The following is a 23,581-nucleotide window of genomic DNA, read 5'->3' as shown; positions in this document are numbered from 1 at the left end:
GCCTCACTCGGCACTGATGCCCAGGTCGCGGATCGCCTTGCCCATCACCGCGTACTCGCGCTGGTTCAGCCTGGCGAGCACGTCCGGCGCGCCGCCGGCCGGCAGGGCGCCGAAGACGGCCAGCTTCTCGACCACCTCCGGCTCCTTGAGGATCGCGTTCAGGTTTTCGTTGAGCAGCTTGACCACCGCCGCCGGCGTGCCCTTGGGCGCGAAGAAGCCGTTCCAGGCGCCGACCACCACGTCCTTGTAGCCCAGCTCCACCAGCGTCGGCACCTCGGGCGCCAGCCTGCTGCGCTGCGCGTCGCCGATCGCCAGCGGGATCAGCTTGCCGGTGCCCAGGTACTGGCGCACCGCGCCGATGGTCACCCAGGCCGTGTCCACGTGCCCGGCCACCACGTCGTTGACCGAGGGGCCGACCCCGCGGTAGGGCACGTGCGAGAACTTCACGCCGGCGGCCTTGTTCAGCCACTCGCCGACGATGTGCATGGGCGAGCCGGCGCCGGGGCTGGCGTAGGAGACCGACTTGCCGGCCTTGGCCGCCGCCACCAGCTGGGGCAGCGTCTTCGCACTGCCCAGCGCCGCGGGGTTGCCCACCAGCACCAGCGGCTGGGTGGCGGTGTTGATGACGGCCTCGTAGCCGCCCAGCACGTCGTAGCTGGCGGCGCCGGAGAGCTTCATCACCATCGGCGCGGTGGTGAAGGGGTTGGGCGTGAACAGCAGCGTGTAGCCGTCCGGCGCGGCGCGGCCGACGTGGCCGTTGCCGATGGCGCCGCCGGCGCCCGGCCGGTTGTCGATGATGACGGACTGCTTGATGCGCTGGCCCAGCTTCTCGGCGAACAGGCGCGCGATGGCGTCGGTGTCGCCCCCGGGCGGGTACGAGACCACCACGGTGACCGGCTTGGCGGCGGGATAGTCGCCCTGGGCCAGGGCGGGCAGCGCGGCCAGGGCGCTGGCAGCCAGCGCGGCGGCGAGAACATGACGGCGGATCGTGGGCATCGAAGGCTCCTCGTGGGTGGCCGGCCGCCGGCAGGCGGCCGAAAGGGGGCAGGGAACAGACAGGCGCTTGATTTGATTCATATATGAATCAAAGAACCGCTAAAGGAACGATGCGAATTTTGTGTCTATAGTTGATTCATCAATTAAAGGGTAAACCCTTTAATCAGCTGGGTGCCCCGCCCTAATCCGCTCACTGGCGAGAAGGCTTGCATCTGCATGGAAGAATGGCCGTTTCCATGAGCGACGCCCCCTCCTCCACCCCCTGGTCCGACCTGGACGAGCACGGCACCGGCCTGACCGTCGATGCCTTCATCACCACCCTGATGAGCCAGGTGGGCAACGCCTTGCGGCGCCAGCTCACGGTGCCCTATGCCGAGCAGTTCGGGCTCACGGTGTCGGAGTGGCGCCTGCTCTCGCTGGTGGCGCACGCCGGGCGCATCGTCTTCGGCGAGCTGGTCGCGCAGTCCACCTCCGACAAGGCGCTGGTCAGCCGCACGCTCAAGCTGCTGGAGGGGCGGCGCCTGGTGCGGCTGGAGACCGAGGGCACCGGCCCGCGCAAGAAGACCTGGTGCCACATCACGCCCGAGGGCGAGGCGCTGCACCGCCAGGCCATCCCGATCGCCCGGGCGCGGCAGGCGGCCGCCATCCGCGTGCTGCCGCCCGAGGAGCGCGACGCCATGTACCGCGCCTTGATGCGCCTGCGCGCGCACTGCCTGCAGGCCGACGCCCGGCCCACCGCGGACGACGTGCCCGGGCTGGATATCTGAACGGATGCTGCCGGGCGGCGGCTCAGCCGCCCGCCCCGCGCGCGCGCCACAGCGCCTCGGCGCGCGCCAGGTCGGCCACGGTGTCGACGTCGGTGACGATGCCCTCGTCATCCACCGGCACTTCCACCAGCGCGCCCGCCTCGCGCTGCGCGCGCAGCACCGGCGCGGCGCCCTGCGCGCCGGCCAGAGCTGCCAGCGCCGGCCCGCAGGCGGCGCTGAAGCCCACCGGGTGGCCGCGTTCGCCGCCGTGCACCGGCTGCGCCGCGCCCGCGCCGGCGGCCAGCGCCTCGGCCACACGGCGCAGCGTGTCCGGCCTGACCAGCGGCAGGTCGGCCGGCAGGACGAGCCAGCCGCCCGCTCCGCGCGTGGCGCGCACGGCGGCTGCGATGGAGTCGCCCATGCCGGGGTGGCCGGCGTCCTCCACGTGCCAGGGCAGGCCGCTGGCGCGCACAGCCTCCAGCGTGCACTCGATCACCGGCCGCCCGCCCAGCAGCGCCTGCAGCTTGTGCACCTGCCCGCCGGAGGCGCGGAAGCGCTCGCCCCGGCCCGAGGCGAGCACCAGGACCACGGGCAGGCCGGTCATGTCAAGACGTGGTCGCGGGGCTGCGGCTGCGGTGGCCAGTCAAGTTCGCCGATGGACTCCCGCAGCGAGGTCTCGATGGTCCAGCACATCGCGTCGAGCGCCAGCGCGTTGGACGCGGTGCCGAAGGGCTCTTCCAGCTCCGAGCCCAGCGCCTCCAGCGCGAAGAAGGTGTAGGCCACGAAAACCACGATCACCGGCGTCATCGGGCCGATCGAATCCACCAGCCCGAAGGGCAGCAGCAGGCAGTACAGGTAGATGGTGCGATGGATGATGACGCCGTAGGTGAAGGGGATCGGCGTGCTGTCCAGCCGCTCGCAGCCGCCCACGGCGGCGCCGATCTGCGCCAACGGCTGCTCCAGCGCCGGCACCACGGCCGGCGCGACGCGGCCCTGGCGGCGCATGTCGCGCAGCCACTCGCCGGCCATCAGCAGCAGGGCGGCCGCCGGGTAGCGCGCCGCGCCGGCGCGCGCCGCCTCCTCCGGCGGCAGCAGCCGGGCCAGGTCGGCCGCGGCGTCGCTGCCGCGCAGCTGGTGGCGCAGCGCGTGGACCAGCGCGATCAGCCGGTGCGCCAGCACCGGGGCATGGCCCTCGCCGTCCACCAGCGTCTGCGCCTGCCGCACGGCGGCGCGGCACTCGACCAGCAGCGCGCCCCACAGCGTGCGCGCCTCCCACCAGCGGCCGTAGCTGGTGCCGTTGCGAAAGCCCAGGAAGATCGCCAGCGTCAGCCCGATCAGCGAGAAGGGCACGAAGTTCATCGGCACCTTCCAGCGCAGCACGTGCCCGTGCAGCAGCGTCACCAGCACCGCCAGCGCCAGCGTGCCCAGCAACTGCGGCAGGATCTGCGACAGGATCGAGCCTCGCCAGACGAACAGCAGGCGCAGCCAGTGGGGACGGGGACGCACGATCATGGGAGGGCGATGTTATGCGCGCGGGGCGCGCGCACAATCGGCGGCCATGAGCGACCTGCCCCACTCCATCGCCTCGCTGCGCAAGAGCTACGAGCGCGCCGAACTCGACGAGGCCCACAGCGCCAGCGATCCGCTGGCCCAGTTCGAGCGCTGGCTGTCCGAGGCCATCGCCGCCCAGGTGCCCGAGCCCAACGCCATGACGCTGGCCACCGTGGGCAGCGACCTGCGCCCCTCCACGCGCATCGTGCTCGTCAAGGGCTACGACGCGCGCGGCATCGTCTGGTACACCAACTACGACAGCCGCAAGGGCCAGGAGCTGGCCGGCAACCCGTACGCCGCGCTGCAGTTCCACTGGGTCGAGCTGGAGCGCGTGGTGCGCATCGAGGGCGTGGTCGAGAAGGCCGGCGACGCCGAGAGCGACGCCTACTTCGCCAGCCGCCCGCTGGACTCGCGCATCGGCGCCTGGGCCAGCCCGCAGAGCCAGGTGATCGAAGGCCGCTCGGTGCTGGTGGCCAACGCCGCGAAGTACAGCGCGAAGTTCCTGCTCAACCCGCCGCGCCCGCCGCACTGGGGCGGCTTCCGCCTGGTGCCCGACCGCTGGGAGTTCTGGCAGGGCCGCAAGAGCCGGCTGCACGACCGGCTGCGCTACCGTGTCGAAGGCGGCGCCTGGATACGCGAGCGCCTGGCACCGTAAAGTGAAACACCCCCAGTCTTCGCGGACTTCGTTCCGCTTCGCCAACCCCCTCCAGGGGGCACACCCAGCGGCCTGGCACAGCCAGTTCCGCGGGTGTTCCCGCATGGCCTGCTCCGCGGCCTTCTGAACCGCGACCGGCCGGGTACCGTTTCATGCAATGCGGGAGCGCGCAGCGCCATGGACACCTGATCCCATCTACAGAACTGCCATCAGCGCCATCGCGCCCGACACGGTGACGAGCGCCAGCAGCGTGGACACCACCACGCTGGCGGTCACCAGTTCCTCCGCCACGCGGTAGCGCTGCGCGAACATGAACACGTTGGCGCCGATGGGCATGGCGGCGGCCACCACCATCACCGTGAGCGGCAGGCCGTGCACGCCCAGGGCCCAGCCGATGGCCAGCACCAGCAGCGGGTGCACCAGGTTCTTGGCCACGGCCTGCACCAGCGCGCCGCGCAGGTGGGAGCCCACGGGCGTCGCGGCCAGCGTGATGCCCACCAGCACCAGCGCCATCGGCGCGAAGGCCTGGCCCAACCACTGCAGCGGGCGGTCGATGGCTTCCGGCATCGTCCAGCCCGTGGCGGCGAACAGCAGGCCGGCGGGCACCGGCAGCACCACCGGGTGCAGCACCGCGTTGCGCACCGCGCGCAGCACCGTCGCCAGCACGTGGCGGCGGCCGGGCTCCTCGCGCGCCGCGGCGAGTTCCAGCACCACCGTGGCGCCGGTCAGCAGCGTCAGCGAATGCAGCGACACCAGCGTGAGCAACGTCACCAGCCCCTCCGGCCCGTAGGCCAGCCCGACCAGCGGGATGCCGATCATCACGGTGTTGCTGTAGGTGTTGGCCAGCGCCAGCACCGCCGCCTCGCGGTTGAAGCCGCGCAGCAGCAGCGTGGCGCCGTAGATGAGGCCGGCTGCAATGAAGTACGCCGCCACGGGCTTCAGGCTCAGCTCGCCCAGGTGCACCGTGCTCATCGAGCGGAACAGCAGCGCCGGCGCCAGCAGCACGAAGATCAGGTTCGACAGGTCGCGGATCGCCGCCGGCGCGATCCAGCCGCGCCGCCCCGCCACCCACCCCGCCGCGATGAGCAGGACGACGGGCAGCAGCGAGGAGACGACGGGCAGGTTCACCGGTCGAGCATAGCGGGCCGCACGGCGGCGGCCCGCGCCGCCGCGCCCGTCAGAAGCTCACGCGCATGCCCACCGTCACCGTGCGGCCGCGCAGCGGTGCGGCGTCCTTGATGAAGGAGGTGTGCGCGAAGGCGAGCCGGTCGGTCAGGTTGTCCGCGCGCAGGTAGAACTGCGTGTCCAGCCGGTCGATGCGGGTGCTGTACGCCAGGCCCAGGTTGAGCATGGTGTAGCCCGGCGTCCAGGTCTCGTAGGCGGCGATGCGGCGCTGGCTGGCCATGCGGTACGCCTCCACCCAGCCGCTCCAGCCCTGGTAGCTGGCGTTCACCCGCACGCCCAGGCGCTGCGCCGGAATGCGCGGCAGGTTGCGCGACGCCAGGCCGGACGCGTCGTCGAGCCGGCCGCGCACGTGGTCGCCGAACACCGTCACCGACAGGTGCTCACCCAGCTTCTGCTTCACGCTGCCCTCCAGCCCGGTGAAGGTGGCGTCGCGCTGCGCGTACTCGATGAGCTGCAGGCCCTCGTAGGCATCCAGCGTGTCGGCGTAGATGTAGTTCTTCACGCGGTTGTGGAAGCCCGACACCGAGAAGGTGGTGTCGCCCGCCGTCCGGGCGAGCGTGACGTCGATGTTGCGCGAGGTCTCCTTGCGCAGCCGGTCGTTGCCCACCTCGTAGGTGCGGGTCGCCAGGTGCAGGCCGTCGGCGTACAGCTCCTCGGCCGTGGGCAGGCGCTGGCTGCGCGTGAACGAGCCACCCAGCGACCAGCCCGGCGCAAAGCGCCACTGCGCGCCCAGCGAGAACGAGGTGCCGCGGTGGCTGGCATCGCGCTGCGTGAGCGAGTCGACGTCGATGCGCTGCCACTCGTGGCGCAGCGAGGCCTCGACGCGCACGTCGCCGAAGCGGCGCTCCTCCAGCGCGAACAGCGCGGTGCGGTTCGTGCGGGTGGGGGCGACGTAGGCCTCCTCGCCCAGCGCGCTGAAGCGGCGCTGCGATGTCTGCACGCCCAGCACGCCGCGCCAGCCGGCGATGGGCAGGTGCTCCAGCTCCAGCCGCGCGTCATGCGCCCGGTTGCGGAAGGTGGTGCTGATCTCCTGGCCCTCGATCTCGTGGTGGCGGTAGCGCGTGACGGCGGCGCGCAGGCGGGCGCGCGCGAAGCCGGGCAGCGGGTCGAGCAGCTCGCCACGCAGGTCGACGCGCTCGCTGCGCAGCTTCACCCACGGCGTGCCGTGCTCGTGTTCATGCTCGTGGTCGTGGTCATCGCCCTCGGCGTGATCGTGGTCCTCGTGCTCGTGATCCTCCTCGTCGCCGTGGTCGTGGTCGTGGCCGTGCGCGTCGCCCTCGGGGCAATGCAGGTGGCTGCCGTGCGGGTGGCAGCCCTCGAAGGCGTGGCTGTGGCCCGGCAGGCCGTAGCGGCTGCTCTGCAGGCTGTAGGCCAGCCCCAGGTAGCCGCGCGGCCCCACCCAGGACAGGCCCGCCCCGAAGTTCTCGGTGGCGTTGTCGCTGCCGGGCACGCGGGTGCCGCCCGACCAGTGCCGCCCCACGCGGTAGTCGTGCGCCTCGCGGCGCGAGCCTTCCAGGTGCAGCACCAGGTGGTCGCCCAGCGCCGTCGTGAGGTCGAAGGCGCCGGCCGCCTCGCGCGCGCCGCTGCGGCCCTGCAGCTCCACGCTGCCCTCGAAGCCGTTGTCGGGCCGCCGCGTGGGCACGCGGCGGTCGAGCACGTTGACCACGCCGCCCACCGCGCCGCCGCCGTACAGCAGCGCGGAGGGCCCGCGCAGCACCTCGATCTGGCGCGTGAGCAGCGGCTCGGACACCACCGCGTGGTCGGGGCTGATGGTGGAGGCGTCCTGGATCTCGGCGCCGTCGCCCAGCACCTTGACGCGCGGGCCGTCCATGCCGCGGATGATGGGCCGGCTGGCACCGGCGCCGAAGTGCGTGGCGCGCACACCGGGCTCGCCTTCCAGCGTGTCGCCCAGGTTGGCGCCGCGGCGCAGCACCAGGTCTTCGCCCTCCAGCACGCTGGAGGGGGTGACCATGTCGTTCTCGCCCAGTTCCAGCCCGCTGGCGGACACGGTGACCGGCGGCAGCGCCCGGGTGTCGCCGGGCGTCTGCGCCCAGGCGGTGGAGGACAGCGCGGCGATGGCGGTGGAAACGGCGCTCAGGCGCAGCAAGGCGGCGGCGCCGGAGGCGCCGCCCAGGGAAAAGCATGTCATGTGGAATTCGCTCGTTGAACAGGCACGCCCCGCTGCCATGCCGGCATGGCACGGCCAACCGGCAGGACGGCAGCAGGACAGGGCCCCGCGATCGCAGGGGACGCGAGGGACCGGGGGAGGTTCAGCGAGCGGGGGGCGGCCCGCGGGCGTCGAACAGCAGGACCCAGCGCGCCAGCGCTTCGCCCTGCATGAAGTCGAAGACGGCGGTGGGCAGCACCACCGGCAGCAGCAGCGCCGCCACCGAAGGCATCGCGCTGCCGTGCGCGAGCTGGTCGTACAGCCGGCACTGCAGGTCGCCGTCGTCGTGGCCGCCGAACAGCGCCAGCAGCCCGTGCGCGTGCGCGTGGTGGCCGTCGTGCGAGGCGGCCGCATGCGCGCCGTGGACGTGCGCGCCGGCGGCCGGCGCCGGGTCGTGCATCACCCGGTGCAGGTGCCCCAGCGTGGCGGCGAGCACCACGGCCAGGGCCAGCAGCCACGCCAAGCCAGCCGCACGGGAGGTGCGGGTGGCGGGCGAGAAGGAGGGTGCGGCGGTCACGAGGCCGGACATTGTGCCAGCCGCCGCCGGGGCATGCGCCCGGTCGGGCTCTCGGGCGCTCAGTCCTTGCGCATGCGCTCGCCGAAGGTCTTGCGGAACTTCTCCACCTTGGGCGCGACCACGAAGGCGCAGTAGCCCTGCCCGGGGTGCTTCAGGAAATAGTCCTGGTGGTAGTCCTCCGCCGGCCAGTAGGACGCCAGCGGCGCCACCTCGGTGACGATGGGCACGCCGCCGTACGCCTGGTGCGCCGCCAGCTCCGCGATCACCTCGCGCACCGTCTGCTGCTGGGCGTCGGTGGTGGTGTAGATGGCGCTGCGGTACTGCGTGCCCACGTCGTTGCCCTGGCGGTTCAGCGTGGTCGGGTCGTGCACGACGAAGAAGATCTCCAGGATCTCGCGCAGGCCGATGCGCTGCGGGTCGAACTGCACCTTGACCACCTCCGCGTGGCCGGTGCTGCCGCTGCACACCTGCTCGTAGGTCGGCTGCGGCTGGTGGCCGTTGGCGTAGCCGGACTCGACGTCCGTCACACCCTCCACGCGGTCGAACACCGCTTCGGTGCACCAGAAGCAGCCGCCGCCGAGGACGATGGTTTCGAGGGGGTCCGGGGAAGACGATGGCATGGCAGTGGACATGGGAGACTCTCCAGGAGGAGATTGTGGCGGGTTGACGCCATTCGAGTGCCTCACTACATTACTAACCCGCGAGTCATTAGCGTCATGCCCTCCTCCTCCGGTTTCTTCAGCGACAAGCGCTGTCCCATCCGCGCCAAGCGCGAGCGGCGCAAGGAAGCGCGCCCCGGCGAACTGCTGGAGGCGGCGCTGGAGCTGTTCGTCGAGAAGGGCTACGCCGCCACCCGCTCCGAGGAGGTGGCCGTGCGCGCCGGCGTGTCCAAGGGCACGCTGTTCCTCTACTTCCCGAGCAAGGAGGAGCTGTTCAAGGCCGTGGTGATGGAGAACATCGCCGGCCGCTTCGGCGGCTGGAACACGGAGTTCGAGCAGTTCGAGGGCAGCACGCCGGAGATGCTGCGCTACTGCCTGGCAACCTGGTGGGAGCACGTCGGCGCCACCCGCGCCTCGGGCATCACGAAGCTGATCCTGAGCGAAGGCGGCAACTTCCCCGAACTGGCCGCGTTCTACCGGCGCGAGGTGGTGGCGCCGGGGCATGCGCTGCTGCGGCGCATCCTGCAGCGCGGCATCGAGCGCGGCGAGTTCGACCCGGGCATCGACGTGCAGCACGCGATCTACGCCATCGTCTCGCCCATGCTCTTCCTCATGCTGTGGAAGCACTCGGCCAACGTGTGCGTGGAGGAAGGCGTGCCGCTCGACCCGCCGCGCTACATCCAGGCGCAGGCCGACACCCTCCTGCGCGGCCTGTGCACGCCGGCCGGCCGCGCCAGTGACGGCGGCCCGGCCTCCTAGAATCGAAAGTTTGTCTTCCCCGCCCTCTTTCCTTGCCTCGACGGAGCAGCCCATGACCCCTCCCGCGACCCCCGAACAGCTTCGTTTCAACATGATCGAGCAGCAGATCCGCCCCTGGAACGTGCTCGAGGCCGACATCCTGGACCTGCTGTCCGTCGTGCGGCGCGAGGACTACGTGCCCCCCGCGCACCGGTCGCTGGCCTTCTTCGACATGGAGATCCCGCTGGGCGACGAGCCCGGGCAGTGCATGCTCTCGCCCAAGGTCGAGGCCCGCACGCTGCAGGACCTGCGCATCCAGCCTGCGGAAAAGGTGCTGGAGATCGGCACCGGCTCCGGCTACATGGCCGCGCTGCTGGCGCACCGCGCCGCCCAGGTGCTGACGCTGGAGATCGACGAAACCCTGGCGCAGCGCGCCGCCGAGACGCTGCGCAGCCACGGCGTGGCCAACGCCGAGGTGCGCCACGCCGACGGCGCCAAGCCGCTGCCCAGCGGCCCGATGTTCGACGTGATCGTGCTCAGCGGCTCGGTCGCCAAGGTGCCGCAGAACCTGCTGGGCTCGCTCAACATCGGCGGGCGCCTGTTCGCCATCGTCGGCGAGGAACCGATGATGCGCGCCCACATCGTCACCCGCACCAGCGAAGGCCAGTGGGAGACCGCGCAACCCTGGGACACGGTGGCGCCGCGCCTGTTGAACTTCCCCGAGCCCTCGCGCTTCAGCTTCTGAGGCCCGCACCGCCCATGATCGACCAAGTCCGCCCCGCCGACCTCGCCGCCTGGTTCGCCCAGGCGCCCGACGCCGCCCCCGTGCTGCTCGACGTGCGAGAACCCTGGGAGGTGCAGACCGCCCGCGTCGCGCCCGAGGGCGTCACCGTGCTGTCGATCCCGATGAACACCCTTCCCGCCCGGCTGGCCGAGCTGGACCCGTCCCGCCGCATCGCCTGCCTGTGCCACCACGGCGGCCGCAGCCAGCATGTGGCGATGTTCCTGGCGCAGCAGGGCTACGAGCAGGTGGCCAACGTGGCCGGCGGCATCGACGCGTGGGCAGCCACGGTCGATCCCACCCTGCCCCGCTACTGATCGGCCGGAGGCCCTTCACCCATGCGCGCGCCGCGGTCCCGCATCGCCTTCGGCCTCGCCGCGCTGCTGCTCATGGCGGCCGGTGCGCGGGCGCAGAGCCTGATCGAGCTGTACGAGTCCGCCCGCGCGCACGACGCCACCTGGCAGGCCGCGCAGGCGCAGCACGAGGCCACGCTGGCCCGCGCCGAGCAGGCCAGGGCCGGGCTGCTGCCGCAGGTGGGACTGCAGGCGGGCATCTCGCGCACCGAGGCCGACATCCGCACCGACGCCGGCACCGGCCCGCGCAACTTCAACACGCAGCAGATCGGCGTGCAGGCCACGCAGCCGATCTACCGCCCGGCCAACCTGGCCACCTACGAGCAGGGCAAGCGCCAGCACGAGATCGCCCGCGCCCAGCTCGCGCTGGCCGAGCAGGACCTGATCGTGCGCGTGAGCCAGGCGTATTTCGACGTGCTGGCCGCGCAGGACACGCTGCGCCTGGTGCAGGCGCAGAAGGCCGCGGTGGGCGAGCAGCTGGCCGCCGCGAAGCGCAACTTCGAGCTGGGCAACGCCACCGTCACCGACACGCGGGAGGCCGAGGCGCGGCACGACATCGTCGTCGCGCAGGAGATCGCCGCCGCCAACGAGCTGCAGGTGCGCCGCCTGGCACTGGACCAACTGGTGGGCCGCAGCGGCACCGCGCCGCTGCCGCTGGCCGAGCCCGTGGTGCTGCCGGCGCCGGCGCAGGGCGACATCGCCGGCTGGGTGGCACAGGCCGAGGCGTCGCACCCCGCCCTCGCCCAGGCCCGGCTGGCGCTGGACGTGGCGGGGCTGGAGATCGACAAGGCCCGCGCCGGCCACAAGCCCGCCATCGACGCCACGCTCGGCTACAGCGTGGTCAACAACCCGCAGGGCGTGATCGACTCCGCGATGCGCACCCGCATCCACGCCGCGCAGGTGGGCGTGCAGTTGACGATGCCGCTGTTCGCCGGCTTCGCCATCGAGAACCGCGTGAAGGAAACCATCGCGCTGGAAGACCAGGCGCGCGCCCAACTGGCCGATGCGCGGCGCAGCGTGACGCAGGCGACGCAGGCCGCCTTCCTCGGCCTGCAGGCCGGCGCGGGCCAGGTCAGGGCGCTGGAGGCGGCCGAGGCCTCCAGCCAGAGCGCACTGGACGCCAACCGCATGGGCTACCAGGTGGGCGTGCGCATCAACATCGACGTGCTCAACGCCCAGAGCCAGCTCTACCAGACCAAGCGCGACCTGGCCGTGGCGCGCTACAACCTGCTGATGGGCCAGCTCAGGCTGCGCCAGGCGGCCGGCACGCTGACGGCGGAGGACCTGCGGCCGGTCAACGCGGCGCTGGCCGCGGTGGCGCAGTCATCGCGTTGAGGAGACGCGCGGCGGGCCGGCTCATGCCGCGAACCTGGCCGCATGCGCGCGGAAATTCGCATTGCGCTCGTCGAGCGCCGCCTGCGTCAGCGGCACCATGATCGGGGCGCCCTCCCTGGCGAAAGCCTGGCACTGTTCCACGTAGGGGCGCAGGCGCTCGTGGTGGACGGGTGACGCGGCGCCCATGTCGCCGCCGTGCTCGGTCCATGCGTTCGCCAGGATCTCCGCCGACACCATCGCCAGCGTCGTCCCCATGCCCGACAGCAGCGCGGCGCAGTGGCCCGCGTCGCCGATGACCGCGACGTTGCCGTTGATCCAGCCCGGCATGTGGGTCTGGCTGACCGAGTCGAAGTAGAAGCCCCTGGCCGCGGGATCAGTGAACGCCGCGCGCATCGCGGGCACCTGCCATGTGTCGATGCGCGAAAGGAACCGGTCGATCAGGCCGCGCTGCGCGTCGAGATCGCGGTAGTCGTAGTCGATCTCGGGGCTGGCGGCGAGCATCATCCCCTGCGGGCCGTCGCCCGCGTCGCGGACGACGAGCGTGAGGCCGGGCACGTTGAGCATGGCGCGGTGCCACGCCCGGTCGGCCGGAAGATCGACGAGCGCGACGTAGTAGCCGAAGTGCCGGACATAGTCCTTCTCGGGGCCGAAGGCGAGCCGGCGCACGTTGGAGTGCAGGCCGTCGGCGCCGACCACGAGGTCGTAGCGACCCCGCCGGCCGTCCATGAAAGCAACGTCCACGCCGCCGGGGCCGTCGGCGATCGACGCGATGGACGCCCTGAAGCGGAACTCGACGCCCTCGGGAACGGCATCCCGCAGGATCCGGTTGAGCCGGTCCCGCGTGATCTCGACGTCGTCGTCGGTCTCGTTGGCGAACCAGCGCAGATCGAGGGTCGCGACCTGCGCTCCCGTGCCGTCGAGGACCGGCGCCGGCTCCACGATGGAGACCTTCTGCTCGGCGATCTTGGCCAGGATGCCCATCCGCTGCGCGGTCCCGAGCGCGCGTCCGCGAACGTCGATGGGCGCGCCGCCCGGCCGCAGGCCGTCGGCGCGCTCGACGACGGTCACCCGGTGGCCGAGTCGGGCGAACCAGCAGGCCGCCGAAAGGCCGGCCATGCTGGCGCCGGAGATGAGGACGTCCATGGGGCTGCTCCTTTCCCTGCCGGGGCCTACAGCTTGAATTCCCTGGCCATCCGGATCACGGCCTGCCTGTCGAAGGCGTTGATGTCGTCGATCAGCTCGTTGGTGAACAGGCGGCTCGGGTCGCCGAGTTGCTCGGCCAGCTTCGGGTTCCTGCTGCTCTCGGCGGCCATGTCGATGTTCGCCTGCCACTCGGCGAGCGACGACGCGCCCATGCGCTGGTCCGGGTCGTCGGGCCGGCGCATCCAGCTCTCTCTGCGGTCCTTGAGGATGAAGCCCAGTTCCTTGCGCGCCTCTTCCTCGCTGCGGCCCTTGGGCCGGCTCTCGGGGTACACCGCCCAGTGCAGGTCGATCGCCGCATCGAGGTTGGCATGCGAGAAGACGGTCGACTTCGCCACGCCCTGGAACAGCGCCACCAACGCCTTGCGCTGCTCCTTCAGCAGCTTGCGCGGCACGCACAGCCAGCCCGAGCCCACCTGCGCGAACTTCGGCGTGAGCGGCACGTAGCGCAGCCGGGTCCCCACCAGCTCGATGCGGGCGGCGGCGGTGTCGAAGGCCACCATCGCGTCCACGCGGTCGTTGTCGATCGCCGCGCCGGCCGGCGCGCCGTCGCCGACGGCGATGTACTCGCACTTGTCGTCCTTCAGGCCCAGTTCGGCCAGCATGGTCCTGGTGATGACGATGCCAGTGTCGCCCTGGCTGCGCACGCCGATGCGCTTGCCCGCGAGGTCCGCGGCCGACCGGATCGGGCTGTCGGGCTTGACCACGATCACGTTCGCATTGCGCGGCAGCCACTTGTAGACGCTCACCAGGTCGAGCGACGGGTCCTTCGCCATCGCGGGCAGCAGGATGCCCGGCACCGCGGGCCCGAAGTCCACATGCCCGGCGCGCAGGCTCTGCAGCGCCTGCGTCATGCTCGACATGTTGACGTACTCCACATCGACGCCGTTCGGCTTGTAGAAGTCCAGCCTCGGATGCTGGCCCGCGGTGACAAAACACTGCTGCGGATCGTTCACCGCCGCGGTGTTCGCCACCTTCATCACCCGCACACTCTGCGCCAGCGCCGGCAGGCCGCCGGCCATGCCCAGGGCGCCGAGGCTCAGGCCGAAGTCACGTCGCGTCAACATGATGGTTCACTCCTTCAGGGAAATGCAGGAACACCGAGGATTCAGACGTTCACCGTCCGCTGCGAGGTATCGGCCGGCATCCAGTGCAGCACGCGGCGCTGGATGCTGCGCAGGAGACCGGTGAGCACGATGCCGATCACCGACAGCACCACGCACACCGCGAAGCTGCCGCCGGTGTCGGCCTGCGCCTCCATCTGCAGGATGAGCACGCCCAGCCCGGCCTGCGCGCCGACGAACTCGCCGACCACCGCGCCGACCACGCTGAAGGCCGCGGCCATGTTCAGCCCCGCGAAGATGTAGGGCAGCGCGCTCGGGAACTTGGCCTTGCGGAAGATCTGCCACGGCGTCGCCGAGAGCGAGCGCAGCAGGTCGATGCGGTCCGCATCCACCGCCTTGAAGCCCGCGATGCTGGTCACCAGCACGGGGAAGAAGGTCAGCAGGCAGATGATCATCACCTTGGAGCCGATGCCGAAGCCCAGCCACACCACGATGATGGGCGCGACCGCCACCTTGGGCACGCTCTGCAGCGCGGCGACATAGGGCTCCAGCAGCGCCTCGACCTTCGGCATCTGCGACACCACGATGCCGATGGCCAGGCCGATGCCGCTGCCGATGAGGAAGCCCAGCAGGATCTCGGCCACGGTCACGCCGCCGTGGTACCAGAAGCCGTCCTTCGCCAGCGGTCCGGTCGCCAGGCCGCGCCACAGCGCGACCATGATGTCGCTCACCGGCGGCACCAGGTGCTTCGGCACCTTGAAGAGCCGCACGGCCGCCTCCCACGAGCCGAGCAGCGCCGCGAGCAGCAGGATCGACTGCACCCGCGTCGATGCGAGCGGATGGGCGCGGCGCCGCCCCGCCCTGGCGGGGCTCGGCGCGGGTGCCTCGGGCGGCACGACGGAATCGGTCTTGGCGAGCATGGCGGTGGTCATCGGGGGCCCCTGTCAATCAGTCAGTCAGTCGAACGAGGCGGCATGCGAGAAGCGTTCGCGGATCGATGCGGACGCAGCGGCGAAGGCCGGGTCCGACATCACCGCCATCGACCGCGGGCGCGGCAGGTCGATGGGCAGCACGCGCTCCAGCGTGCCGGGGCGCGGCGACATCACGAACACCCTGTCGCCGAGAAACACCGCCTCGGGGATCGAGTGCGTGATCAGCACCACCGTCTTGCCGCTCTCCATCCAGATGCGCTGCAGCTCCAGGTTCATCCGCTCGCGCGTCATCGCGTCGAGCGCGCCGAAGGGCTCGTCCATCAGCAGGATCTTGGGGTCGTGCAGGAGCGCCCGCGCGATCGAGGCGCGCTGCTGCATGCCGCCGCTCAACTGGCGCGGCAGCTTGTGCTCGAAGCCGTCGAGCCGGACCATGTGCAGCAGCTGCATCGCGCGCTCGCGCGCCGGCTTCACCGGCAGGCCGAGCACCTCGGCCGGCAGCATCACGTTCTCGAGGATGGTGCGCCACGGCAGCAGGATCGAGCTCTGGAACACCACGCCCACGTCGCGCCGCGTGCCGCGGATCGGCTGGCCGTCGAGCAGCACGCGGCCGATGTCGTAGTCGAGCAGGCCCGCGAGGATGCGCAGCAGCGTGCTCTTGCCGCAGCCGCTCGGGCCCACGATGGTCACGAAGCTGCCCTGCTCGATGCGGCAGTCGACGTCCTTCAGCGCGAGCACGCCCTCGCCGCCGTCGCCGAAGTGCTTCGACAGCCCTTCGATGCGGATGTAGTCGGGGCGCCCGCTCGCGCGTTCGTGGCTCGTGCTCATGGCTTGGCTCCTTCGAGCTTCAGGAAGCGGACGATGTGGTGCGCCAGCATCTCCGGCGCCTGCATCGCGGTGACGTGGCCGACGCCGTGCAGCAGCACGGCATCGGCGCCGCGGATGCGGCCTGCCATCGAGAGCGTCACGCCCGGCGGCACCACGCGGTCGAGTTCACCGGCCAGCACCAGCGTGGGCGCAACGATGTCGGCCACGCCTTCTTCGAGCGTGGTCTGCACGGTCGCGGCGCGCCGCGCGGACCGCGCCGACCCGGGCCGCGCGTTCGCGAACACGCGCCGCAGCTCCGGCCGCTGCCGGAGAAAGGCCTCGGGGAAGAACCAGGTCGCCAGTTCCTCCGCGGTGGCCGGCAGGCCGCGCCGCAGGTCGCCCAGGCGCCGTGCATCGGGGCACAGCTCCTCGTAGGGCCTGGGCAGCGGCCAGGTGCTGCCCAGCACGAGGTGGTCGACCGCGCGCGGATGCAGCAGCGCCAGCGCCTGCGCGACCCGGCCGCCGAAGGAGGAACCGAACACGTGCGCGCGCCGCAACCCCAGCGCCTTGATGAGCTGCTGCGCATCGCCGGCGAGGTCCGCGAGCGTCGATGCGCGCTCCGGCCCCTCGGTCTCGCCGCAGTCGCGCTGGTCGTAGGCGATCACGGTGAAGTGCTTCGACAGGTGCGGCACCAGCGATGTGAACATCTGCCGCGAGGCCTCGGCGCCGTGCATCAGCACCAGCGGCGGGCCGTCGCCCTCGCGGTCTAAGGCGATGCGCAGCTCGCCGGCCTGGACGAAGCGCGTCATGCGGCGCTCCCTTCTTCCCCGTCCATCCAGAAGGTCATCTCGATCCTGAGGCCGCGCGGGTCGTGGAGAAAGAGCTGGTGGATCGCCCAGCCGGGAATCGGCGCCTCGGTGAACGGCACGCCCAGCGCGCGCAGGTGCCCGCGCATCTCGGCGAGCCCGCGCGAGCGGAACGAGATGTGATCGACGTGGCCGGTGGCCGGGTCGGCCGGGCGGTCCGGCGCCGACAGGTGCGCGTAGAGGTGCACGATGGGCTGGCCGTCCGCATACAGCCAGGCGCCGGGCGCGGGGATGTCCGGCCGCGCACCCGGCGCGAGGCGCATCACGCGCGTATAGAAGTCCACCAGCGGCGGCAGTTCTTCCGGCGCACAGCGGATCGTGAAATGGTGCAGGGCGGTCACTGGCATGGCATTCCCCTTTCGGCCCCGGCCGCCGCCACCGCGGCCGGAAAGCGGTAGGCGAGCCCGGGCGCGCACGGCACCCAGCGCGCGGCGGCCAGCGCCAGCAGCCGGATGCCGAAGACCTGCTCCGGCAGCCAGCGGGCGCCGGTGCCGAAGACGTTGAAGGTGGCGTAGCAGAGCCTGCCCTGCATCAGCGGCACGTTGATCACGCTGCGCAGCGCGTGGGCGCGCATCTTCTCGAAGTCGTCGAAGTTCTCGGCCAGCACGTGCTCGCCCTCGCCCACGAACACGCGGCCCTGCACGAAGAGGCACTCGGTCCAGGGCGTCAGCGTCTTGCGCTTCGTGTCGTTGATCGGGAAGGCCGACGCCTCCGACGAATAGAAGCGGCGCAGCAGGACCTCGCCGGCCGCATCGAGCGCGGTCGTCACGTTCTGCTGGATGCTGAAGCTGCTGCCCGGGGCGATCAGCGCACGGCATGCATCGATGCGGCGCAGCGCATCGTGCGCGCCCGCTGCCTCCGCCAGCGAGTCCAGAAACCCGGCCGTGATGGCGGTGGTCGTCGGTGCGTCGGTCGGGTCCATGGGAAAAGTCTAGGACCGGCAATTCACCAAAGTGAAATAATTTCTGATAGCCCGATAACCGTGGAGTTATGGCCTTGCCGAGTGCCCGCGACCCCGCCGCCGAACTGCAGCGCGCGCTGCTGTCCCGCCTCAAGCTGCGGCAGCTCGCGCTGCTGCAGGCCATCGACCGGCACCGCACGCTCGGCCGCGTGGCCGCCGAGATGCAGCTCAGCCAGCCGGCGATCACCAAGGCGCTGCACGAGGTCGAGGACATCTTCGGCAGCACGCTGTTCGACCGCACGAGCAGGGGGCTCGTGCCCACCGCGGCGGGCGACGCGGTGCTGCACTACGCGCGGCGCTGGCTGGCCGAGCTGGAGGCGACCACGCGCGTGCTCACCTCGCTCGAAGCAGGCCGCGGCGGCCGGCTGCGGCTGGGCCTCACGCAGCAGGTGCCGCAGCGGCTGATGTCGGCCGCGCTGACGCACCTGCTCGGCCGCTCGCCGCGCATCTCGGTGATGGCGCGCGAGGCCACCACGGACGAACTGGTCGCCGGCCTGCTCGCGCGCGAACTCGACTGCGCCATCGGCCGCTCCTACGACGGCGACGCCGGCGGGCTGGTGCAGGAGGCCATCTACGAGCAGGAACCCTGCCTCGTGGTCGGCGCGAAGAACGCCCGGCGGCTCTCGCGCGGGCCGCTGGACTGGGCGCGGCTCGCGCAGCTCGACTGGATCCTGCCGCCGCCCAACACGCCCATGCGCAGGACCTACAACGCGATCTTCGTCGGCGCGGGCGTCCAGCCGCCGCTTCCCATCCTGGAGACCAACGCGGTCCGCAGCATGGAGACGGTGCTGCGCCAGGAGCCCAATGCCATCACCATCTTCGCGCGCGACGTGGTGGCCGAGATGGAACAGGCGGGCCACTGGGCCGCGCTCCCCTACCGGCTGAGCTGGAACCTGCCGCCGGTGAGCTTCTTCACGCTGAAGGAACTGGAGGGGCACCCCACGGTGCAGTCGCTGCGCGGCGTGGTGATCGAGACCGCGCAGCGCATGAAGCAGTTGGCGGCCTGAGTCCTTTCCGGGCGGGCAGCGCCGCTACTCCAGCCTGGGCTCGATCTTCTCCGCCGCTTCCTCCGACTCCACCGGCGCGGCATCCCACATCGGCTCGGCCGGCTCGCCGGGCGCAGCAGCGGGCGGCGACGCCTCAGCGGCCTTCTGGGCCAGCGCCAGGATGGCCGCCGCCGTGCGCTCGGCCGCGCCGCGGTGCGCGCCGGCGAAGACCTGCGCGGCCTGCGACATCGCGGCGCAGCGCTGCGTGTCGGCCACCAGGGCCAGCGCCTGGGTGACGGCATCGCCCATGTCGTCCACGCGCAGTGCCGCGCCGCCGGCGACGGCCAGCTCGGAGGCCTCGGCGAAGTTGAAGGTGGACGGGCCCATGATCACCGGGCAGCCGCAGGCCGCCGCCTCGATCAGGTTCTGCCCGCCCAGCGGCTCGAAGCTGCCGCCGAGCAGCGCCGCGTCGGCCAGGCCGTAGTACAGCGCCATCTCGCCCAGCGAGTCGCCCAGCCAGATCTCGTTGTCCTGCGGCAGCGCGTCGGCGGTGCTGCGGCGCGCGCAGGCGAAGCCGGCCGCCTCGATGAGCTGCGCCACCTCGTCGAAGCGCTGCGGATGGCGCGGCACGATGAGCCACTGCACGTCGCAGGCGCGCAGGCGGGCCGATCCCTTGAGGACACGCGCGGGCAGCGCCGGAGCGGTGGTCCAGAAGTGGCGCAGCGCCTCCAGCAGCTGGCGCTCCTCGCCGTCGCGCGAGCTGGCGAACACGACCAGCGGCTTGGGCAGGTGCGCGCGCAGCACCTGCGCGTGGGCCACCTGGCGCGCGTCGGGCGCGGCGTCGAACTTGAGGTTGCCGAAGATGCCCGCCACCTTGGCGCCCAGCGAGACGAGGCGGTGCGCGTCGGCCTCGCTCTGCGCCCACACGGCCGCCAGCGACGAGAACGCGGGCCGCGACAGCCAGCCCAGCCGCTCGGCCGAGGCGAGCGACTTCTCGTTGAGGCGCGCGTTGGCGAGCACCAGCGGGATGCCGCGCTCGGCACAGGCCGCCGTCAGCTCGGGCCAGACCTCGGTCTCCATCAGCACGCCGATGCGCGGGCGGAAGCGGTCGAGGAAGCGCGCCACGGCCTCGGGCGTGTCCCAGGGCTGCCAGACCTGGATGTCGTCCTCGGTCAGCAGCTTGGCGCCCTCCTCGCGGCCGGTGGCGGTGCCGTGGGTCAGCAGGATCGGGATGCCGGGCAGCTGGCGCCGCAGCTCGGCGATCAGGATGCCGGCCGCGCGTGTCTCGCCCAGCGAGACGGCGTGCACCCAGCACCAGTCGGTGCCGGCGAGCGCGTCGTCGTACTCGCCGAAGCGCTCCTCGACGGCATGGGCGTAGCCCGGCTCCTGCACGGCGCGCCGACGCAGCTTGCGCCGCAGCAGCGGCTGCGCGAGCTGGGTGAACAGGCCGTACAGGCGCAGCGAAAGGGAACGACGCGCCGCCGCCACGGTCAATGGGCCGCCTCTCCGAACACGGCGTCGGGCTTCACCGATTTCAGCAGCGCGGTCATCGTGGCCTCGATGCGCTCCAGCGCAGCCTGCGAGTGGCCCTCGAAGCGCAGCACCAGCACCGGCGTGGTGTTGGAGGCGCGGATCAGGCCGAAGCCGTCGGGCCAGTCGACGCGGATGCCGTCGATGGTCGAGACCTTCGCCGGGGCGTCGAACTTCGCCAGCTTCTGCATCTGCTCGACCAGCGCGTGCGGCTCGCCTTCGGCGCACTTCACGTTGATCTCGGGCGTGGAGAAGCTGGTGGGCAGCGCGTTGAGCACGGCGCTGGCGTTGGGATGGCCGGAGAGGATCTCCAGCAGCCGGCACCCCGCGTAGGTGCCGTCGTCGAAGCCGAACCAGCGCTCCTTGAAGAAGATGTGGCCGCTCATCTCGCCGCCCAGCGGCGAATCCAGCTCCTTCATCTTGGCCTTGATGAGCGAGTGACCGGTCTTGTAGATCAGCGGCTTGCCGCCCGCGGCCTCGATGGCCGGCGCCAGGCGCTGCGTGCACTTGACGTCGTAGACGATGGTGCCGCCCGGCACGCGCTTGAGCACGTCCTGCGCGAACAGCATCATCTGCCGGTCGGGGTAGATGTTCTGGCCGTCCTTGGTCACGATGCCAAGGCGGTCGCCGTCGCCGTCGAAGGCCAGGCCCAGCTCGGCGTCGCCGCTCTGCAGGGCGGCGATCAGGTCCTTGAGGTTGTCGGGCTTGCTCGGGTCGGGGTGGTGGTTGGGGAAGTTGCCGTCCACCTCGCTGAACAGCTCGGTCACCTCGCAGCCGATGGCGCGGAAGATGGCCGGGGCCGAGGCGCCGGCGATGCCGTTGCCCGAATCGACCACGATCTTCAGCGGGCGCTGCAGCCGGATGTCGCCGACGATGCGCTCGGTGTAGGCCGGCAGCACGTCGACCTTGCGCACGCTGCCGCCCTCGGCCAGCGCCGCACTGCCCTCTTCCATCACCTTGCGCAGCGCCTGGATCTCGTCGCCGTAGATGGCGCGGCCGGCCAGCACCATCTTGAAGCCGTTGTAGTCCTTGGGGTTGTGGCTGCCGGTGACCTGGATGCCGCTGGTGCACAGCGTGCTGGCGGCGAAGTACAGCATGGGCGTGGTGACGGCGCCGATGTCGATCACCTCCACGCCCGTGGCCACCAGGCCACGGATCAGCGCGTCCGCCAGCGCGGGGCCCGACAGGCGCCCGTCGCGGCCCACCGCCACCGCCCGCTCGCCGGCGGCGCGCGCGGCGCTGCCGAAGGCGCGGCCCAGAGCCTCGGCGACGTCGGCGTCGAGGGTCTCGGGCACCACGCCGCGGATGTCGTAGGCCTTGAAGATGGACGCGCTCAACTGCATGCAAACCCCTGTTGTTCGTGACTGCGCGGCATTGTAGGCACCCGCTTCGCGCGGGCGGGCCCAGGGGCATGTCCGGAAACGGCGCATCCGCGCGTGCGCTCCCTCCTAAGATGCGTGCCATGCGCGACGCGCCCCCTGCCCTCGATGCCACCGAAAGTGACGCCTGTTACCTGGCGATGAAGGCGCGCGACGCGCGCTTCGACGGCCGCTTCTTCACCGCCGTGACCTCCACCGGCATCTACTGCCGCCCGGTGTGCCGGGTGAAGGCGCCGCGCCGCGAGAACTGCCGCTTCTTCCGCCACGCGGCGCAGGCCGAAGCGGCGGGCTTCCGCCCCTGCCTGCGCTGCCGGCCCGAGCTGGCGCCGCGCGCGGCCGCCTGGAGCATCGAGGACGCCTCCCGCATCCTGGCGCAGCAGGCGGCGCGCCTGATGGACGAGCCCGATGCCTGGCCGGCCGAAGGCACGGCCGGCGCGCCGGGCGCGGCGGCGGTGGCCGCGCGCATCGGCGTGAGCGACCGCCACCTGCGGCGCATCTTCGAGGCGCACTTCGGCGTCTCGCCGCTGCAGTACCTGCAGACGCGGCGCCTGCTGGCGGCCAAGCAGTTGCTGGCCGACACGCGCCTGCCGGTGGCGGAGGTGGCGCGCGCCAGCGGCTTCGCCAGCGTGCGGCGCTTCCAGGCGGCCTTCGCGGCGCACTACGGCCTCTCGCCCGCCGCGCTGCGCCGCAGCGGGCCGGCCGACGGATCGCGGCAGGGCACGCAGGTGCGCCTGGCCTGGCGCCCGCCCTACGACGCGGCGGCGATGCACGGCTTCCTGGCCCGCCGGGCGCTGGGCGGCGTGGAGACGGGCGGCGACGGCAGCCTGGCGCGCACGCTGCGTGTCGGCCACGGCGCCCAGGTGCGCAGCGGCTGGCTGGCCGTGCGCTTCGACGCCGAAGGCCACCAGGCGCTGCTGGACGTGAGCGACGCGCTGGCGCCAGTGCTGCCGGCCGTCATCAGCCGCGTGCGCGCCTGGCTGGACCTGGATGCCGACCCCGAGCCCATCAATGCCGCGCTGCACGCGGCCTTCCCCCACGGCGACAGCGTGCGCGTGCCGGGCGCGCCGGACGGCTTCGAACTGGCGGTGCGCGCCGTGCTGGGCCAGCAGGTCACCGTGGCGGCGGCGCGCACGCTGGGCACGCGGCTGGTGGCCGCCTTCGGCGAGCCCGTCGCCACGCCGGTGCCGGGCCTGACCCACCTGTTCCCGGCGCCCGAGGCGCTGGCCGGCGCCGACGGCGACGCGCTCGGGCGCCTGGGCATCGTGCGCCAGCGGCAGGCGGCGCTGCGGGCGCTGGCCTGCGAGGTCGCCGCGGGCCGCCTCGCCCTGCACCCGGGCGCCGACGTCGCCGCCACCTGCGCCGCGCTGAAGGCGCTGCCCGGCATCGGCGACTGGACGGCCCAGTACATCGCCATGCGCGCGCTGCGCTGGCCCGACGCCTTCCCCGCCGGCGACGTCGCGCTGCAGAAGGCGCTGGGCGTCAAGGGCGCCCGCGCAGCCGAGGCGGCGTCGCAGCCCTGGCGGCCCTGGCGCAGCTACGCCGTGCTGCGCGCCTGGCACGCCGCCGCCCTTCCTCCACAAGGACATCCATCATGAGATTCAAGGCCTCCACGGCCCTTCGCACCGCCTGCGTGGACACCGCCCTCGGCCGCGTGCGGCTGGCCGCCACCGACGCCGGCCTGGCCGGCCTGTGGTTCGAGGGCCAGCAGCACAGCCCGCCACCGGACGACGTGCGCCGCTGGGCCGACGACCCGACGCACCCCGTGCTGGCCGAAGCCGCCGCGCAAGTGCGCGACTACCTCGCCGGCACCCGCGCGCACTTCGACCTGCCGCTGGACCTGTCGCACGGCACCGCCTTCCAGCAGGACGTGTGGCGCGCGCTGGTGGCCATCCCACGCGGCGGCACCGTGAGCTACCGCGCGCTGGGCGAGCGCATCGGCCGCCCCGCCGCCGTTCGCGCCGTGGGCGCCGCGGTGGGCCGCAACCCGATCAGCGTGGTGGTGCCCTGCCACCGCGTGATCGGCACCGACGGCCGGCTCACCGGCTACGCCGGCGGGCTGGCGCGCAAGTCGGCCCTGCTGGCGCTCGAAGGCGTTGCCGGGGCGGCACAGTGAGCGCAGCGCCGGGCCGCCCCAAGCGAGCGAACGCCCCCTCGGGGGGCAGCGAGGACACGCAGT

25 protein-coding genes are annotated in these 23,581 nt (G+C 72.2%); 9 read left to right on the top strand and 16 right to left on the bottom strand.

What is annotated here, in order from left to right:
* Positions 1–3: 3 nt before the first annotated feature.
* The gene (locus tag Q392_RS06700; RefSeq protein ID WP_038203377.1) at positions 4–996 is read right to left on the bottom strand and encodes a Bug family tripartite tricarboxylate transporter substrate binding protein; all 993 of its coding nucleotides are present in this window, start codon (positions 994–996) and stop codon (positions 4–6) included.
* A gap of 236 nt (positions 997–1,232) precedes the next feature.
* Here Q392_RS06700 and Q392_RS06695 point away from each other — a divergent pair, with 236 nt between their 5' ends.
* On the top strand, positions 1,233–1,763 hold the full coding sequence (locus Q392_RS06695) for a MarR family winged helix-turn-helix transcriptional regulator (RefSeq protein WP_038203374.1): 531 nt from the start codon (positions 1,233–1,235) through the stop codon (positions 1,761–1,763).
* A 22-nt stretch (positions 1,764–1,785) separates the two neighbouring features.
* On the opposite strand, the gene Q392_RS06690 is transcribed toward Q392_RS06695, so the two are convergent.
* Positions 1,786–2,346 (bottom strand): nucleotidyltransferase family protein, encoded by a 561-nt coding sequence (locus Q392_RS06690; protein ID WP_038203372.1) that lies wholly within the window; start codon positions 2,344–2,346, stop codon positions 1,786–1,788.
* Positions 2,343–3,254 (bottom strand): bestrophin family protein, encoded by a 912-nt coding sequence (locus Q392_RS06685; protein WP_038203370.1) that lies wholly within the window; start codon positions 3,252–3,254, stop codon positions 2,343–2,345. The genes Q392_RS06690 and Q392_RS06685 overlap by 4 nt, the downstream gene beginning before the upstream one ends.
* 46 nt (positions 3,255–3,300) lie before the next feature.
* Here Q392_RS06685 and pdxH point away from each other — a divergent pair, with 46 nt between their 5' ends.
* Entirely contained in the window at positions 3,301–3,948 is a 648-nt protein-coding gene (gene pdxH / locus Q392_RS06680) for a pyridoxamine 5'-phosphate oxidase (RefSeq protein ID WP_038203367.1), read from the top strand.
* A gap of 195 nt (positions 3,949–4,143) precedes the next feature.
* On the opposite strand, the gene Q392_RS06675 is transcribed toward pdxH, so the two are convergent.
* The 4 genes from Q392_RS06675 to msrA all read right to left on the bottom strand — a co-directional run bounded on the left by Q392_RS06675 (position 4,144) and on the right by msrA (position 8,437).
* Positions 4,144–5,076, bottom strand: a complete 933-nt coding sequence (locus Q392_RS06675) for an AEC family transporter (RefSeq protein ID WP_038203364.1) — start codon at positions 5,074–5,076, stop codon at positions 4,144–4,146.
* A 49-nt stretch (positions 5,077–5,125) separates the two neighbouring features.
* The gene (locus Q392_RS06670; RefSeq protein WP_051953009.1) at positions 5,126–7,282 is read right to left on the bottom strand and encodes a TonB-dependent receptor domain-containing protein; all 2,157 of its coding nucleotides are present in this window, start codon (positions 7,280–7,282) and stop codon (positions 5,126–5,128) included.
* Positions 7,283–7,403: 121 nt separating this feature from the next.
* Positions 7,404–7,817 carry a hypothetical protein gene (locus Q392_RS06665; RefSeq protein WP_245610654.1) on the bottom strand — a complete coding sequence of 138 codons (414 nt, stop codon included), beginning with the start codon at positions 7,815–7,817 and terminating at the stop codon, positions 7,404–7,406.
* Positions 7,818–7,876: 59 nt separating this feature from the next.
* Positions 7,877–8,437 (bottom strand): peptide-methionine (S)-S-oxide reductase MsrA, encoded by a 561-nt coding sequence (msrA, locus tag Q392_RS06660; protein WP_038203628.1) that lies wholly within the window; start codon positions 8,435–8,437, stop codon positions 7,877–7,879.
* Positions 8,438–8,533: 96 nt separating this feature from the next.
* On the opposite strand from msrA, the gene Q392_RS06655 reads away from it, so the two are divergent.
* From Q392_RS06655 to Q392_RS06640, 4 genes are read left to right on the top strand one after another with little or no spacing between them, the layout of a single operon-like run.
* Positions 8,534–9,235, top strand: coding sequence for a TetR/AcrR family transcriptional regulator (locus Q392_RS06655; protein ID WP_051953007.1), 702 nt, complete (start codon positions 8,534–8,536; stop codon positions 9,233–9,235).
* 52 nt (positions 9,236–9,287) lie between these two features.
* Positions 9,288–9,959 carry a protein-L-isoaspartate O-methyltransferase family protein gene (locus Q392_RS06650; RefSeq protein ID WP_038203360.1) on the top strand — a complete coding sequence of 224 codons (672 nt, stop codon included), beginning with the start codon at positions 9,288–9,290 and terminating at the stop codon, positions 9,957–9,959.
* Positions 9,960–9,973: 14 nt separating this feature from the next.
* A complete protein-coding gene (locus tag Q392_RS06645; RefSeq protein ID WP_038203357.1) occupies positions 9,974–10,312 on the top strand; it encodes a rhodanese-like domain-containing protein in 339 nt (112 codons plus the stop codon).
* A 21-nt stretch (positions 10,313–10,333) separates the two neighbouring features.
* Complete coding sequence (locus Q392_RS06640; RefSeq protein WP_038203354.1) at positions 10,334–11,683, top strand: TolC family outer membrane protein; 1,350 nt, start codon at positions 10,334–10,336, stop codon at positions 11,681–11,683.
* A gap of 21 nt (positions 11,684–11,704) precedes the next feature.
* Here Q392_RS06640 and Q392_RS06635 read toward each other — a convergent pair whose 3' ends face one another.
* Genes Q392_RS06635 through Q392_RS06605 form a run of 7 tightly spaced genes read right to left on the bottom strand, consistent with a single transcriptional unit; the run spans position 11,705 to position 17,471 of the window.
* Positions 11,705–12,826 (bottom strand): FAD-dependent monooxygenase, encoded by a 1,122-nt coding sequence (locus Q392_RS06635; protein WP_038203352.1) that lies wholly within the window; start codon positions 12,824–12,826, stop codon positions 11,705–11,707.
* A 26-nt stretch (positions 12,827–12,852) separates the two neighbouring features.
* Positions 12,853–13,950 carry an ABC transporter substrate-binding protein gene (locus Q392_RS06630; protein WP_038203350.1) on the bottom strand — a complete coding sequence of 366 codons (1,098 nt, stop codon included), beginning with the start codon at positions 13,948–13,950 and terminating at the stop codon, positions 12,853–12,855.
* Between the two features lie 41 nt (positions 13,951–13,991).
* Complete coding sequence (locus Q392_RS06625) at positions 13,992–14,879, bottom strand: ABC transporter permease (RefSeq protein WP_051953005.1); 888 nt, start codon at positions 14,877–14,879, stop codon at positions 13,992–13,994.
* 24 nt (positions 14,880–14,903) lie between these two features.
* On the bottom strand, positions 14,904–15,704 hold the full coding sequence (locus Q392_RS06620; RefSeq protein ID WP_051953004.1) for an ABC transporter ATP-binding protein: 801 nt from the start codon (positions 15,702–15,704) through the stop codon (positions 14,904–14,906).
* On the bottom strand, positions 15,701–16,492 hold the full coding sequence (locus Q392_RS06615) for an alpha/beta fold hydrolase (protein ID WP_038203349.1): 792 nt from the start codon (positions 16,490–16,492) through the stop codon (positions 15,701–15,703). Before Q392_RS06615 ends, Q392_RS06620 begins: the two co-directional genes overlap by 4 nt.
* Positions 16,489–16,896 carry a VOC family protein gene (locus Q392_RS06610; RefSeq protein ID WP_157007818.1) on the bottom strand — a complete coding sequence of 136 codons (408 nt, stop codon included), beginning with the start codon at positions 16,894–16,896 and terminating at the stop codon, positions 16,489–16,491. The genes Q392_RS06615 and Q392_RS06610 overlap by 4 nt, the downstream gene beginning before the upstream one ends.
* Positions 16,887–17,471: a hypothetical protein gene (locus Q392_RS06605; RefSeq protein ID WP_051953000.1), complete on the bottom strand. Its 585-nt coding sequence runs from the start codon at positions 17,469–17,471 to the stop codon at positions 16,887–16,889. Before Q392_RS06605 ends, Q392_RS06610 begins: the two co-directional genes overlap by 10 nt.
* Before the next feature lie 74 nt (positions 17,472–17,545).
* On the opposite strand from Q392_RS06605, the gene Q392_RS06600 reads away from it, so the two are divergent.
* Complete coding sequence (locus Q392_RS06600) at positions 17,546–18,517, top strand: LysR family transcriptional regulator (protein ID WP_038203602.1); 972 nt, start codon at positions 17,546–17,548, stop codon at positions 18,515–18,517.
* 24 nt (positions 18,518–18,541) lie between these two features.
* Here Q392_RS06600 and Q392_RS06595 read toward each other — a convergent pair whose 3' ends face one another.
* A complete protein-coding gene (locus Q392_RS06595; protein WP_425425166.1) occupies positions 18,542–19,990 on the bottom strand; it encodes a 3-deoxy-D-manno-octulosonic acid transferase in 1,449 nt (482 codons plus the stop codon).
* The gene (locus Q392_RS06590) at positions 19,987–21,369 is read right to left on the bottom strand and encodes a phosphomannomutase/phosphoglucomutase (RefSeq protein WP_038203347.1); all 1,383 of its coding nucleotides are present in this window, start codon (positions 21,367–21,369) and stop codon (positions 19,987–19,989) included. Before Q392_RS06590 ends, Q392_RS06595 begins: the two co-directional genes overlap by 4 nt.
* A 119-nt stretch (positions 21,370–21,488) precedes the next feature.
* Between Q392_RS06590 and Q392_RS06585 the strand changes: the two genes are divergently transcribed.
* Together Q392_RS06585 and Q392_RS06580 are read left to right on the top strand one after the other, a co-directional pair.
* The gene (locus Q392_RS06585; RefSeq protein WP_038203596.1) at positions 21,489–23,000 is read left to right on the top strand and encodes a DNA-3-methyladenine glycosylase 2 family protein; all 1,512 of its coding nucleotides are present in this window, start codon (positions 21,489–21,491) and stop codon (positions 22,998–23,000) included.
* Positions 22,997–23,518: a methylated-DNA--[protein]-cysteine S-methyltransferase gene (locus tag Q392_RS06580; RefSeq protein WP_038203344.1), complete on the top strand. Its 522-nt coding sequence runs from the start codon at positions 22,997–22,999 to the stop codon at positions 23,516–23,518. The genes Q392_RS06585 and Q392_RS06580 overlap by 4 nt, the downstream gene beginning before the upstream one ends.
* The last annotated feature ends 63 nt before the right edge of the window (positions 23,519–23,581 follow it).

The sequence above is a fragment of the Xenophilus azovorans DSM 13620 genome, assembly GCF_000745855.1.
Lineage (GTDB): Bacteria > Pseudomonadota > Gammaproteobacteria > Burkholderiales > Burkholderiaceae_C > Xenophilus > Xenophilus azovorans.
The sequence above is the reverse complement of the archived record's forward strand: the minus strand, read 5'-3'. Positions and strand labels throughout refer to the sequence as shown.

Coding starts and splice junctions, on each gene's coding strand:
- Q392_RS06610 (WP_157007818.1), bottom strand. CDS start 16,896: ATGCCAGTGACCGCCCTGCACCATTTCACGATCCGCTGTGCGCCGGAA.
- Q392_RS06640 (WP_038203354.1), top strand. CDS start 10,334: ATGCGCGCGCCGCGGTCCCGCATCGCCTTCGGCCTCGCCGCGCTGCTG.
- Q392_RS06690 (WP_038203372.1), bottom strand. CDS start 2,346: ATGACCGGCCTGCCCGTGGTCCTGGTGCTCGCCTCGGGCCGGGGCGAG.
- Q392_RS06580 (WP_038203344.1), top strand. CDS start 22,997: ATGAGATTCAAGGCCTCCACGGCCCTTCGCACCGCCTGCGTGGACACC.
- Q392_RS06700 (WP_038203377.1), bottom strand. CDS start 996: ATGCCCACGATCCGCCGTCATGTTCTCGCCGCCGCGCTGGCTGCCAGC.
- Q392_RS06585 (WP_038203596.1), top strand. CDS start 21,489: ATGCGCGACGCGCCCCCTGCCCTCGATGCCACCGAAAGTGACGCCTGT.
- pdxH (WP_038203367.1), top strand. CDS start 3,301: ATGAGCGACCTGCCCCACTCCATCGCCTCGCTGCGCAAGAGCTACGAG.
- Q392_RS06635 (WP_038203352.1), bottom strand. CDS start 12,826: ATGGACGTCCTCATCTCCGGCGCCAGCATGGCCGGCCTTTCGGCGGCC.
- Q392_RS06620 (WP_051953004.1), bottom strand. CDS start 15,704: ATGAGCACGAGCCACGAACGCGCGAGCGGGCGCCCCGACTACATCCGC.
- Q392_RS06645 (WP_038203357.1), top strand. CDS start 9,974: ATGATCGACCAAGTCCGCCCCGCCGACCTCGCCGCCTGGTTCGCCCAG.
- Q392_RS06590 (WP_038203347.1), bottom strand. CDS start 21,369: ATGCAGTTGAGCGCGTCCATCTTCAAGGCCTACGACATCCGCGGCGTG.
- Q392_RS06630 (WP_038203350.1), bottom strand. CDS start 13,950: ATGTTGACGCGACGTGACTTCGGCCTGAGCCTCGGCGCCCTGGGCATG.
- Q392_RS06655 (WP_051953007.1), top strand. CDS start 8,534: ATGCCCTCCTCCTCCGGTTTCTTCAGCGACAAGCGCTGTCCCATCCGC.
- Q392_RS06615 (WP_038203349.1), bottom strand. CDS start 16,492: ATGACGCGCTTCGTCCAGGCCGGCGAGCTGCGCATCGCCTTAGACCGC.
- Q392_RS06625 (WP_051953005.1), bottom strand. CDS start 14,879: ATGACCACCGCCATGCTCGCCAAGACCGATTCCGTCGTGCCGCCCGAG.
- Q392_RS06695 (WP_038203374.1), top strand. CDS start 1,233: ATGAGCGACGCCCCCTCCTCCACCCCCTGGTCCGACCTGGACGAGCAC.
- msrA (WP_038203628.1), bottom strand. CDS start 8,437: ATGCCATCGTCTTCCCCGGACCCCCTCGAAACCATCGTCCTCGGCGGC.
- Q392_RS06685 (WP_038203370.1), bottom strand. CDS start 3,254: ATGATCGTGCGTCCCCGTCCCCACTGGCTGCGCCTGCTGTTCGTCTGG.
- Q392_RS06670 (WP_051953009.1), bottom strand. CDS start 7,282: ATGACATGCTTTTCCCTGGGCGGCGCCTCCGGCGCCGCCGCCTTGCTG.
- Q392_RS06605 (WP_051953000.1), bottom strand. CDS start 17,471: ATGGACCCGACCGACGCACCGACGACCACCGCCATCACGGCCGGGTTT.
- Q392_RS06650 (WP_038203360.1), top strand. CDS start 9,288: ATGACCCCTCCCGCGACCCCCGAACAGCTTCGTTTCAACATGATCGAG.